Here is an 11,551-nt window from a genome sequence, read left to right as displayed (position 1 = left end):
CGTTTTTCTTTTCTGCGCTCCCTTTTTAACAGATTGTGCACAGGTCGATCTCCTGTTAGTCCTAATACCTTTTCTATTTCTTTATGTGTCATCCCTTGGTTGAGCATTTCTTTAATTTGAGGCAATAGTTCTAATGTGTGTTGATATTTTCTCGACATAACATTAACCCCCTACTGTAGTATTATCCTACAATAGGGGGCTTTTGTCTATTGTCCGTTTTTACTGGACTTGTTCATCTTATGGACTGGGGGATTTTTATGAACAAAAGATGCAAAACTTTGTTGAAAAAACTTGTGTTTTTTTCTAAATTGGGTATAATATACACGATATATATCCAAGATTCTCATCCGAAATAAGGAACGGTGCACTTGGACAACCATAAAACAAAAGCTTCCTGATTTGATACATCTGGTTCCGCCGGGACGGTGCTGAAAAGCATACGGGCTGCAGGGATGCTTGTATGACCGGCAGACCATAGACGGGGTGAAATAAGCATATGCCAAGACAAAAGAGCAGAATTCCCATAAGTACGGTTGTTATTCTGATTGCAACCGTTCTTTTGCTGAGCGGTTTGTCGGGCTTATACGTTCATTTTCTTTCCGATAACCTGGCCGGCGAAACCTACGTCTATTTGCAGGAGATTGCCCAGCAGAGCAGGGATATCCTGCGAAAACAGATTGAAGAGGATATCACAACGCTTCAGGATCTGTCCTTTTTTATCATCAGTCATAAGGATTCCGCTCAGGAACTTGTACTGCAAAATCTGCGGGCGGTTGCCGCAAACCATGATTTTAAGCGGATGGGGATTATTGAACTGGACGGCAGCGTTATGACAACAGATGAGGCGGAGATGAATCTGGCGGACCGCCCCTATTTCTCCTCCGCTTTAAACGGAAAATCCAGCTTATCGGATACCATTATTGATCGGACGGACGGGAATCTCATCAATGTCTACTCCATCCCGTTATACCGTAATAATGAGGTTATTGGGGCTGTCTTTGCCACCCACAGCAATGAAGTATATAAAAGTATTTTGTCCGTTTCAACCTTTCAGGGGAACGGCTATTCCTATATTGTCAAAAGTACCGGGGAGACCATCGCCCTCTCGGATCATCCAAACAGTGTGAAAAGTCTGGGGCTGCTGGATGGAAAAATGGATGAGCGGTGCAAATACCTGTCCGAGGGCGGGCGGGAAAAAATGATGGAGAATATGAAAAACGGCGAGAGCGGAATTCTGATTTATGAGAAGGATGGAATCAAAAAATATATGAGCTATGTGCCGGTGGAGATCAATGACTGGTATCTGATTTCGGTTGTGCCGGCCAGCGTGGCCAGCGAGAGGACAGCCTATGTGCAGATGAATACCCTGTGGGTTTGTCTGGGGGTAGTCATTGTCTTTGCTTTGCTTCTGGCCTACAATTTATTTATGCAGAATAAGGCCAGAAGGGAACTTTTTAACCTGGCCTTCACGGATTCTCTGACAGGCGCCTGCAATTTGAATAAATTTAGGCAGGACGCTTTGGATATTATAAAAAAAGCGGAGGATAACCGCTTTGCGGTGATACGCTTTGACGTGGAGAAGTTTAAGTTTGTCAACAATGTCTATGGATATGAGACGGGAAACAGGCTGCTTCAGCACATTGTCCGGGTATTCTGCAAGCATCTTAAGGAGAATGAACGCATTGCCAGGCTGTACAATGACGAATTTACCGTGCTGATGCATTTCAGCGACAGGGAGGATCTCATCCGCCGCCTGGAGCAGATCACCGGCGAGATAGAGCAGTTTAAAAATCAAATCAGCGGAAACTTTGATCTGACCATTTCCTACGGGATACACAAGCTGATTGATCAAAAGGATCCCAAAGATATTTCAGATATGATGGACAAGGCGAACCTGGCTCACAAGCTGGGAAAAGGACGGCATTCCACAGAAATCAATTTTTACAGGGACACGCTTTATGACGATATGGTGCGGGAGAAGGAAATTGAAAACAGCATGAAATCCGCACTGAAAAACCGGGAGTTTGAGGTTTACCTTCAGCCGAAAATCGATCTGGACACAGGCAAGGTTTCCGGCGCTGAGGCTCTGACAAGATGGAACCATCCCCAAAAGGGGCTTCTGTATCCCGGCGAGTTTATCCCGGTGTTTGAGAAAAACGGTTTTGTAGCAGATTTGGATATTTTCGTGTTTGAAGAGGTATGCAAGCTGCTCAGCGGATGGATCAAAGAGGGGCTTCCGGTGGTGCCTGTCTCGGTGAACGTGTCGCGCCATCTTCTTGAAAATGTGGATTTTACGGGAATTTACGTGAATCTGCTCAAACGGTACCAGGTACCGGTAAACCTGATTGAGCTGGAATTGACGGAGACGGTTGTGTTTGAGAATGTTGAGTATATTGTGGACGTGCTCAACCGCCTGAAGGAGAATGGGTTTGTGCTGTCCATGGACGACTTTGGTTCCGGGTATTCATCCCTGAACCTGCTGAAGGAAATTCCTGTGGATGTTTTAAAGCTGGACAGGGGATTCTTCAAGGAAATTATGAACAATGACAGGGGCAAAAAAATTGTCAACGGCGTGATTCGTCTGGCGAAAAGCATTGGAATCAAAGTGGTGGCCGAAGGGGTGGAGACCCCTCAGCAATCTGATTTTCTGCGGCAGGTCGGCTGTGATATGGCACAGGGCTATCTCTTTGCAAAGCCGATGCCGATCCGGCAGTTTGAAGCCCTTTTGAGAGGTGCGGAATGAACGGAGTTATCAGCAGGATAGAGGAAAATCCCATCATCGCGGCGGTGCGCGATCCGAAGAAGTGGAAGGCCGCCGTGTGTTCCAGCGTGCAGGCGGTATTTCTGCTGTGCGGAGACATCTTTCATATGCGCGATTTGGTGGAGACTGTCCAGTCCGAAGGGAAGCTTGCCTTTCTGCACATCGATTTTTTAGAGGGGCTCGGCAGGGACAAAAAGGCCATTGAGTATCTTGCCAAGGAAATAAAGCCGGATGGCATCATCAGCACCCGAACCAACCATATCAAGTATGCGAAGGAAGCGGGAATCCTGACGGTGCAGCGGTTTTTCATCGTGGACTCCATCTCCTACCGCTCCTCGGTTGAAACCGCGCGCAGTGTGCGGCCGGACATGGTGGAGATCATGCCCGCTGTCATGCCCAAAGTGATTCACAATATCGCGGGGGATTTGAACATGCATGTGATTGCCGGAGGCTTGATTGACACGAAGGAAGAGATCATGGAGATTCTCGCGGCGGGCGCTTTTGCCGTCTCAACGGGAAAAGAGGCGCTGTGGGATTTATAACTGCGGGCAAGATGTCCCCCGCCTCTTAAGCATAGAGCACAGCATACGAACCCGTTTTTGGTTGGTTTCGGCGGGTTCGGATACTGCGTTCTATGCTTAAGCATTAGAGAGTCGAACCTTATATGCCCTGCACTTGTCCTCGTTGAATGACGGGACAAGCCCTTATTGAAACTCTTGCCAGACGAAAAAGAAGGTGTTCTCATTGCTTGCAAATGCGGGACTCTCTTCTTTTTTCAATGGGAGACAATGAAATAGCATGTGAAAAAGCGGAGCGCTTTCCGGTGGAAGGCGTCTCCGCTTTTTGGCCGCGGCGAAACAGGGAATAAACCCGCGTAATTCACCGGGATTCCATTTCCGCTTTCCGATATTTGGGAAGCTTATCATAAACAAGGCGGTAAGACTCGTCCATCAGCTCCCTAAGAAGTTGATCGGTGACAGGGCTTTCCAGCCGCACCGAGATCCAGTGCTGTTTATTCATATAGTAGCCCGGCATGATATGGGGGGATGCTTCCATCAACCGTCTTGCGTGTTCCGGCTCACATTTCAGAGTGAGAACGGGTTCTCCCTCTTTGTCGGAACAGAAAGCGGCAAACATTTTGCCGCCCACCTGATAGCAGTTCCATTGCCATTTGGGCTTAAAATGTTTGGACACTCCGATTTTTTTCAGCATGTATTCATCCATCCAAAGGTAACGCATGGCAAAACTTCCTTTCCGCACGGATTCTCTAACGCTTAACAGGCAGGCGCAGTACCGTTTTCCGTTTTTCCGGCGCGGTTCTGCGGGGATCGCTTAAATAAATCTCATGATGCCGGCGGCTGGAGGACAGATCGGTCTGGTATCCGTTTTGCTGTAGAAAACGCTCTATTTTTTCCAGCGTGGCGGGTTCCTCGTCATAGGAGCCGATGTGCATACATTGGACACAAAGCCCCTCCTTAAGAAGGAGGAGAGAAGCGGCGGCGGTGTCCAGCTTCTTTTTCCGGGCCGCTTCCTGCTGTGCCCAGCGGAAGATTTCCGGCGTCACAAATTCCGGCAGGCGGATCATAGAGATCCATTGAAAGCCGGCTTTGTTGGAGTAATCCACCCCGGGAGAGCCGCCCGCCATCTGCCAAAGTCCCTCCAGCGGCGGAACCACATAGGGGAAATATCCTTCGATGGATCGACCGCCTTTATCGCTCATTTTGATGGTATAAGATATGGTGTATAAAATATTCAGGGCTGCTTGATAACTGCCGTTTTTCTCGTTGGGATCCCCTTGTCCCTCCACGGCGGCATACTGTATCGGCGGGATTTCTATCAGGGAAGGCGAGGTTCCCGGCAGGTAATATTCCCTGTACTTCTTTTTGTAATCAAATGCGGGCATAGGTATCCTCCTTGTCAAAATGGGATATTTCAGAATTTTCCCCGCAGTTCGACCATCTTGCCCAGTATGGTCACGGGAAGGGAAGTGATTTCCTCGTTGGTATAGAACATGGGCGGGTAGGCCGGGTTCAGAGAGACCAGGCTGATTCCGTTGGGCTGTTTGATGATTTTTTTGCAGGTGGCGTTTTCCCCGTTTACCAGCACCACCGCGATTTCACCGCTTTCCACGCTGGGCTGGCAGCGCACGATAACCACGTCGTTTTGGCAGATGCGGGGCTCCATGCTATTCCCCTGGATTTGCAGGGCAAAATAGTCGCCTTTTGAGGCCATATCGGCGGAAATTTCTTCATAGTCCAGAATATCCTCCACCGCCTCGATAGGGATACCGGCGGCCACCCTGCCTAAGACCGGAATCCGCACCGGAGCGGAGGGATTCTCCTCCGTTTTTTCCTCCGTCCCGAGAATGGCGGTGGGGGTCGTTTTTAAAGCTTTTGCCAGCAGCGTCACCTTGTCGATCTTCATATTGGCGATGTCTCCGGTTTCCCATTTGCGGACGGTACTTTTGCCCACGCCTACAATATTGCCCACTTCCTCCAAAGTCATATTTAATTCCTGCCGTCTTGTTTTCAGATCCATTGCCTGCTCCTTTTTTCATTTTAGAAAGCGGAACCCAGCGGAGTTCCATGCCAAAATGCTTCCATTTTTCCTCTTCGATATTTCGATGTTTCGATACACGCATTATAACACACAAGTGTCCTAAATGCAACCAAATTTTGCATATATTTTGAAAAAGTGTCTTTTCGTTCTTGACAAATAATGAGAGAAGAGGTAAAATCAGAAGTATCTTAAAAGAAACTTTTGCGCTTGAAAGTGTTTTGCGTGACAGGCCGCGGAAACCGGTAGGGAAGGCGGGCGGATGCTATCCGCCCCTACGACGGGAGGGGATGGAACCCCTCCCCTACAATGGAGATGCCGGAAAATGCAGCGCGGGGGGACGATTCCATATTGTCCCGAATCCAAACGTAGGGAAGGAACACAGTGCAAAGGGCAGAGAACAAAGAACAGAGCGCTTTGTACGCTGTTCTATGCACTGAAATGCGGGAATTCTGCGTCCTTTTGGTATCTTTTAAGACACAATATAGAGAGGATGTGAGAAGATTTGACTGTGAAACAGGGAATCGACTATTTTCCGTTTTACCTGGATCTGATTGAGGATCGGAAATTCCGAAAGCTGCGAAGCAAGTACGGCGCGGTATCCGTTTTGGTTTACCTGTCGCTTTTGACCATGATTTTCGGCGACAAGGGATACTATCTCAATTACAACGAACAAACACGGAGTGATGTGGTATGGGAGGTTCTCAACCATCTGCGGGGAAAAAACGAGCCTGAGGAGGAGGAAATCACCGGGATAATAGAAGGGCTTGCCCGGGACGGACTTTTTGACTGGACGCTGTTTCGTGCCGGCGTGCTCACCTCCTGCAGAATTCAGAAGGTATTTTATCGGATCACCTGCGCTCGAAAAAATTTGAAGATGGATTTTTCCCTCTGGCTTCTGGACGAGGCGGAAATGCGCGCCATATCAGGGCGGAGCGCTGTTTTGGAGAACTTTTTAAAGCAGGAGGATCGATCGATTTCGAGCCAAAATCGATCGATTTTGGAACAAAGGAAAGGAAAGGAAAGAAAAGAAAAGGAAAGGAAAGCAGAGAGAGAGGCTTGCGCCTCCCGCACACGCCAAAAAACCTTCGGCAAATACGGCCATGTTCTGCTGGACAGCGCAGAGCTGGAGAAGCTGAACGGACAGTATGGGGAGGAAATGGTGCATAAGGCGGCCGGCTTGCTGGACGAGTATATGGAGATGACCGGAAAGCGGTATCAAAACTGCGCTTTGGCTATCAAACGGTGGGGGATAGAAGCGGTGAAGGAGCGCGGCGGCGGAAAAAACAAGAACGAAAAGAACGGAAAAAACGAAAAAAAATCAGGGTTTCACAATTTCAGCGAGCAGGCTTTCGACTATGACGCCATCCAGCGGGCAATGAGAGAGGGGAAAGGAGGGGACAGCCATCGAGCAGATGATGCGCAGAAAACCAAAAAAGACAAAGCGGAAGCATAAATCCATTCAGGAGGTATGCAGGCTTGCGCGGCAGGCCGGCATGACGTACGGCGAATATGTATCCAAATACAAACAGTGATTGAGGAGGAAGAAAACATGACGATGAACAAAGTGATCCTGACAGGCAGAATGGCAAGGGAACCAGAATTGAAAATAACCGCGGCAGGCGTGCCGGTTTGCCGGTTTTCGGTGGCGGTGGAGCAGCGGAGAAAATCGAATGAAGCGAATAAAACGAATCAGGCGGATTTTTTCCCTGTGGTCTGCTTTTACGGAACGGCTGAGTTTATCAAAAAATACTTTGAAAAGGGACAGGCGGTCACCCTGTATGGCTCCCTGCAGAACCGGGCCTGGGAAGAGGCGGACGGCACCAGGCGGCATGTCACTGAAATTTTGGCGCAGGAGGCCTATTTCTGCGGAAGGAAGCACACAGATAAAAGGGAAACCATAGAGGAAGCCAGATAAAATAGGCGCTTGGATGGTATGCGCAAAATTGCCCGCGGCGGAAGGGAGCCTCTATCCTACCGCATAGAGACGAATCAGCTATCAATTGTTCGGCATTTTTCGATATTTTCCCGCTGGACCACAATCGTTTCCATTGTGAAAGCATTAGGGAGTTGAACCCAATATGGTTTTTACAGGCAAATTTTCCGCAATTCTGCGTCAAAAAAATTTGCTCTGTAAAAACTCTGCGACCCTGCACGCAGAGAAATTTTCGTTTTTTCGGTGCGTAAGGGGGAAGCAAGGCTGGTGCCTTGCAAGACCGACAATTCGAAAAGGCGGGAATTTATCAAGTGCAGGGCATATTGCGTTCGACTCTCTAATGCTTAACCGATCTGCTTGAGTACAGCGGAGAGCGTCAGCGCATCGTCGATGGTAAGCTCGTTTCCGAGCGCAAAGGCTATTGCGGATGCCGTGGCTGCCAGCTCATTGGGCGACATCATAAAACCACCCCCTGTTTTCAGTATATGAAACAGGGGGCGGAGCGGTTCAAAAAGTCCGCTATTCATTGACGATGGTTTCCAGGCATTGGATCAGATCCTGAAGGCTGTGGATCTGGACATCTTTGCTCAGAATCACTTCCTGCAATTCCTTGGAAAGGGAGTCGAACTGAGGCTTTAACCGCGGATCAATAAAGGTCATAAGATACCCTCCTTTCTGACCGAAAAAACGGAAAATAGGTTTTGCTGTCTGTTTACAGGGTTGCCGGATTGGAAAAATTTTATACCAAAGGAGCAAAGAAAATGGAGAAAACAAAACAGTTTTTAAGCCGTTATCCGGCGCTGCTTTGCGAGATAGAGCAGACGGAACGGGAGCTGAAACAGGCGCCGGACGCACTGAAGGACATCCTGCGGCGCAGAGTGGAAGCGCTTAAGAAGCAGGCTGTGGAAATCCGCGGCGCCGTGGAGAACGTTTCCCAGGCCAAGCTCAGAATGATTTTAAAATGCCATTATCTGGAGGGAATGACCTTTGAGAGGGTGGCGGAAACCCTGTATCTGAGCGAACGGCATGTGTACCGTCTGCATAGAGCGGCGGTGCGTGAGGTGGAAAGGATTCGGGAGCTGGGGGCGTAGAACAAGGCGCAGAGAAGACTGAAATGCGGGCGGATGATATCCGCCCCTACAATGGGAATGCCGGAAAATGCAGCGTAGGGGACGATGCCCACATCGTCCCGAAACAGATCCTCTCCCCTGCGAAGGGCAAAGCGGGATGCGCTGTGCACGCTGTACGATGCGCTGGCAAGGGCGGGCGGATATGGAATCCGCCCCTACGTCGGCGGGAGGGGATGGAACCCCTCCCCTACGAAGGGCAGAGAAATGGATTACAGGAAACCTTCTGCGTTTATGTCATGGCATGTCATGGGGGTTCCCCGGTATAATGCGTACAGGAAGCACGGGCGCAGGGCGCCTTTTGGGATAGGATACCGCGGAAAGCCAGGGGTGGGAGGCAGCGTTAAAATAACATTTCAGAGCCGTCGTCTGGGCAAGTATCGCTCAAACGCATGGTTTCCGATAGAAGGCACAAAAGGAGTGGAGAGGGTGCAGACGAATCCCGGAAAATACGGACAGATCGAAAAAAGACTGGAAGAACTGGAGTCTCTGGCGAGGGAAGGGCTTAGTGACGACGCAATCAGCGCCAGGCTCGGGATTGGCCGGAGCACCTTCTACCGCTATAAGAAATCTCGTCCGGCGTTTGAACAGGCATTGGAGAGGGGCAGGCACAGTGTGGACAGTGAGGTGGAAAAGGCGCTTTTCAAAAAGGCCACCGGTTATGTCCAGCGGGTACGCAAACCGGTGAAGCTCAAAGAAATCGAGTATGAGAACGGCAAAAAGGTGCGGGAGAGCGAACGGCTGGAAATCGCCGAGGAGGAGCAGTATTATCCGCCGGATACCAACTCGGCGCTGTTCTGGCTGAAAAACAGGTGCCCGGAAAAATGGCGGGATAAGCTGGAGCAGGAAACGGAGGCGGGGAATCCTTTGGATCACCTCAAGCCCGAGGAGGCGCTGGAGGAAATGAAAAGAAGCATCGCGGAGCTTCCATCCGAATTGTTCCGCAATATGAAATAAAAGCCTTCCGGCGGTCTGACGGAGGGCTTTTTTGTTAAGAGAAAAGGGCATAGCGCAAAGCGCTGTTGAGGGCGGGTCGATGTGGGCATCGACCCCTACGGAGGGCAGGGGGCAAAGAACAGAGAACAAAACGGGAGGGCACGGAGACCCTCCCCTACATGGAAGGATGGAAAATCCAGCGTAGGGGACGATGCCTACATCGTCCCGAAACAGATTCTCTCCCCTGTGAAGGATAAAGCGGAATGCGCTTTGCGGGCGGATATGGAATCCGCCCCTACGGCGGCGGGCGGGGCTGGAACCCCTCCCCTACAAAACGGAGGTGAAAAGATGGAGAAAAAAGAAATACAGAAAGCATACAGCAGGCTGAAAGGGATTTACGCATATGTGCGGAAGAACCGCTTACTGTTCTATAATCGGGGAGACCGGATCCACAAAAAGCAGGTAGCATTCCACAAGGACAATCACCGAAATCGATGGATGTTCGGCGGAAACCGGACGGGAAAGACGGTGTCCGGCGCGGTGGAGGCGGTGTGGTACGCCCGGGGAAACCATCCCTACAAGGACATTCCCCATCCCACCAAGGGGTGGGTGGTGTCCCTGACCGGCGAGGTACAGCGGGACGTTGCCCAGCGGGAAATTTTGAAATGGCTCAACCCGGACTGGATCAAAAAGATTGTGACCCGCAAGGGCAAGGCGGACAATCCGGAAAACGCCACCATCGACTTTATCGTGGTGCAGCACGAGCGGGGAGGGGAGAGCATCATCGGCTTCAAGTCCTGCGATCAGGGGCGGGAGAAATTTCAAGGGACTTCGCTTCACTATGTATGGTTTGACGAGGAGCCGCCCCGTGAGGTTTACGAGGAGTGCCGGATGCGGGTGCTGGACACCCGGGGCGATATCTGGGGAACCATGACGCCCCTGAAAGGGCTTACCTGGGTGTATGACTTGATCTATGTGAACGAGCGCAACGATCCGGACGTGAAGTGCTGGTTCATGAACTGGGATGACAACCCCTACCTTTCCAAGGAGGAGATTAAGGCTCTGGAGAGCACCCTGTCCAAGGAGGAGCTGGAAGCCAGAAAATACGGGCGGTTCGTGGCGGTCAATGGGCTGGTGTACAAGGAATTTGACGAGAACATTCATGTGATTGAGCCCTTCGATATTCCGGAGGAATGGCAGGATCGAATCAGCATCGACCCGGGCTACACCCATCCGCTGTCCTGCCATTTTTATGCCTGCGACGGCGACGGAAACGTTTATGTGGCAGGGGAGCACTACGCCTCCGAGCAGAATGTGGAGCAGCACGCCAAGGAGATTTTCGCCGCGGCAGACCGGCTTGGATGGAAGCGGTCGGAAACCGGTTATCTGGAAGCGCTGATTGACAGCGCGGCTACCCAGCGCACCGCCGCCAGTGAGCGGTCGGTGGTGGAGCTGTTTTTGGATCACGGCATTCTCTGCGATCCGAGGGTGAACAAATCCAAATTCGCCGGGATTCAGCGGGTGAAGGAGTATCTCCATCCGCGGGAAGGACTGGACGGAACCAAAAAGCCGAAGATTTTTATTTTCTCCGACTGCGTGAACATGATTCGGGAATTCAAAACCTACCGCTGGGCGAAGAACGGAAAAGACGAGCCTCAGAAGGAGAATGACCATGCCATGGACGAGCTTCGGTATTACATCATGGCGAAGCCCCAGAGCCATCCGAAAACGGTTATGCCAACCTATCATTTCAGCGTGGAACGCCCGGCGGAGGAGGGGATAGAAGCGGTTTTGGACGGGGAGGTTACAAGGGATTTTCTGGAGTATTGACGCAAGCCGTTTGTGAGGAGAAGGGAAGCGGGGCGGAAAATGCGGGCGGATGACATCCCTCCCCTACGGTAAATGGTAAACAGTATACGGTAACGAACAGGGATGCCATCTCGGCAGAACATGCCGTTCTACTGTGAACTGTATACTGTATACTGTATACTCACGACTCAGTGGGCATCGGCCCCTACAGAGGAGAAAGAACAAGGTGCAGAGAAGATGCGCATTGTACGCTGTTCTATGCGCTTGTAAGGGCGGGCGAACACAGGAAAGCCCCTATGATGGAAATACCGGAACATGCAGCGTTGAAAAAGCAATTTTATCTTGTTATAATGGAGGAAAAGAATATGGAAGGGATAAAGAGCAAGAACTGGAAAAACTGGAGAGCTTTTGGAGATTTAAAAACTT

At 50.5% G+C, this 11,551-nt stretch carries 12 protein-coding genes; 7 read left to right on the top strand and 5 right to left on the bottom strand.

Going from position 1 to position 11,551, the window contains the following annotated elements; all coding sequences use genetic code 11:
* Window positions 1-496 precede the first annotated feature (496 nt).
* Complete coding sequence (locus KQI32_RS01125; RefSeq protein WP_216423598.1) at window positions 497-2,743, top strand: EAL domain-containing protein; 2,247 nt, start codon at window positions 497-499, stop codon at window positions 2,741-2,743.
* Complete coding sequence (locus KQI32_RS01120; protein ID WP_216423597.1) at window positions 2,740-3,303, top strand: glycerol-3-phosphate responsive antiterminator; 564 nt, start codon at window positions 2,740-2,742, stop codon at window positions 3,301-3,303. The genes KQI32_RS01125 and KQI32_RS01120 overlap by 4 nt, the downstream gene beginning before the upstream one ends.
* A 337-nt stretch (window positions 3,304-3,640) precedes the next feature.
* On the opposite strand, the gene KQI32_RS01115 is transcribed toward KQI32_RS01120, so the two are convergent.
* The 3 genes from KQI32_RS01115 to KQI32_RS01105 are packed head-to-tail and all read right to left on the bottom strand — an operon-like array spanning window position 3,641 to window position 5,299.
* The gene (locus KQI32_RS01115; RefSeq protein WP_177691748.1) at window positions 3,641-4,000 is read right to left on the bottom strand and encodes an MmcQ/YjbR family DNA-binding protein; all 360 of its coding nucleotides are present in this window, start codon (window positions 3,998-4,000) and stop codon (window positions 3,641-3,643) included.
* Window positions 4,001-4,028: 28 nt separating this feature from the next.
* Window positions 4,029-4,664 (bottom strand): GyrI-like domain-containing protein, encoded by a 636-nt coding sequence (locus KQI32_RS01110; RefSeq protein ID WP_216423596.1) that lies wholly within the window; start codon window positions 4,662-4,664, stop codon window positions 4,029-4,031.
* A 29-nt stretch (window positions 4,665-4,693) separates the two neighbouring features.
* The gene (locus tag KQI32_RS01105) at window positions 4,694-5,299 is read right to left on the bottom strand and encodes a LexA family transcriptional regulator (RefSeq protein WP_177691750.1); all 606 of its coding nucleotides are present in this window, start codon (window positions 5,297-5,299) and stop codon (window positions 4,694-4,696) included.
* 529 nt (window positions 5,300-5,828) lie between these two features.
* Here KQI32_RS01105 and KQI32_RS01100 point away from each other — a divergent pair.
* Window positions 5,829-6,773, top strand: a complete 945-nt coding sequence (locus tag KQI32_RS01100) for a Lin1244/Lin1753 domain-containing protein (protein ID WP_216423595.1) — start codon at window positions 5,829-5,831, stop codon at window positions 6,771-6,773.
* A gap of 96 nt (window positions 6,774-6,869) precedes the next feature.
* The gene (locus KQI32_RS01095) at window positions 6,870-7,235 is read left to right on the top strand and encodes a single-stranded DNA-binding protein (RefSeq protein WP_177691752.1); all 366 of its coding nucleotides are present in this window, start codon (window positions 6,870-6,872) and stop codon (window positions 7,233-7,235) included.
* Between the two features lie 362 nt (window positions 7,236-7,597).
* Here the strand turns inward: KQI32_RS01095 and KQI32_RS01090 are convergent, their stop codons facing one another.
* A complete protein-coding gene (locus tag KQI32_RS01090) occupies window positions 7,598-7,780 on the bottom strand; it encodes a hypothetical protein (protein WP_177691753.1) in 183 nt (60 codons plus the stop codon).
* Window positions 7,773-7,913 carry a hypothetical protein gene (locus KQI32_RS01085; RefSeq protein WP_177691754.1) on the bottom strand — a complete coding sequence of 47 codons (141 nt, stop codon included), beginning with the start codon at window positions 7,911-7,913 and terminating at the stop codon, window positions 7,773-7,775. Before KQI32_RS01085 ends, KQI32_RS01090 begins: the two co-directional genes overlap by 8 nt.
* Window positions 7,914-8,014: 101 nt before the next feature.
* Between KQI32_RS01085 and KQI32_RS01080 the strand changes: the two genes are divergently transcribed.
* The 3 genes from KQI32_RS01080 (at window position 8,015) to KQI32_RS01070 (ending at window position 11,146) form a co-directional block, all read left to right on the top strand.
* Entirely contained in the window at window positions 8,015-8,344 is a 330-nt protein-coding gene (locus KQI32_RS01080) for a DUF1492 domain-containing protein (protein WP_216423594.1), read from the top strand.
* 84 nt (window positions 8,345-8,428) lie between these two features.
* Window positions 8,429-9,337 carry a hypothetical protein gene (locus KQI32_RS01075; protein ID WP_216423593.1) on the top strand — a complete coding sequence of 303 codons (909 nt, stop codon included), beginning with the start codon at window positions 8,429-8,431 and terminating at the stop codon, window positions 9,335-9,337.
* Window positions 9,338-9,418: 81 nt separating this feature from the next.
* On the top strand, window positions 9,419-11,146 hold the full coding sequence (locus tag KQI32_RS01070; RefSeq protein ID WP_216423592.1) for a terminase large subunit domain-containing protein: 1,728 nt from the start codon (window positions 9,419-9,421) through the stop codon (window positions 11,144-11,146).
* Window positions 11,147-11,551: the final 405 nt, after the last annotated feature.

This window comes from Acetivibrio sp. MSJd-27 (genome assembly GCF_018918095.1).
Taxonomy (GTDB): domain Bacteria; phylum Bacillota; class Clostridia; order UMGS1840; family HGM11507; genus HGM11507.
The sequence above is the reverse complement of the archived record's forward strand: the minus strand, read 5'-3'. Positions and strand labels throughout refer to the sequence as shown.

Bases quoted from the DNA above. Each gene is read 5' to 3' on its own strand.
- KQI32_RS01125 (WP_216423598.1), top strand. From the start codon at position 497: ATGCCAAGACAAAAGAGCAGAATTCCCATAAGTACGGTTGTTATTCTG.
- KQI32_RS01120 (WP_216423597.1), top strand. From the start codon at position 2,740: ATGAACGGAGTTATCAGCAGGATAGAGGAAAATCCCATCATCGCGGCG.
- KQI32_RS01115 (WP_177691748.1), bottom strand. From the start codon at position 4,000: ATGCGTTACCTTTGGATGGATGAATACATGCTGAAAAAAATCGGAGTG.
- KQI32_RS01110 (WP_216423596.1), bottom strand. From the start codon at position 4,664: ATGCCCGCATTTGATTACAAAAAGAAGTACAGGGAATATTACCTGCCG.
- KQI32_RS01105 (WP_177691750.1), bottom strand. From the start codon at position 5,299: ATGGATCTGAAAACAAGACGGCAGGAATTAAATATGACTTTGGAGGAA.
- KQI32_RS01095 (WP_177691752.1), top strand. From the start codon at position 6,870: ATGACGATGAACAAAGTGATCCTGACAGGCAGAATGGCAAGGGAACCA.
- KQI32_RS01090 (WP_177691753.1), bottom strand. From the start codon at position 7,780: ATGAATAGCGGACTTTTTGAACCGCTCCGCCCCCTGTTTCATATACTG.
- KQI32_RS01085 (WP_177691754.1), bottom strand. From the start codon at position 7,913: ATGACCTTTATTGATCCGCGGTTAAAGCCTCAGTTCGACTCCCTTTCC.
- KQI32_RS01080 (WP_216423594.1), top strand. From the start codon at position 8,015: ATGGAGAAAACAAAACAGTTTTTAAGCCGTTATCCGGCGCTGCTTTGC.
- KQI32_RS01075 (WP_216423593.1), top strand. From the start codon at position 8,429: ATGCCCACATCGTCCCGAAACAGATCCTCTCCCCTGCGAAGGGCAAAG.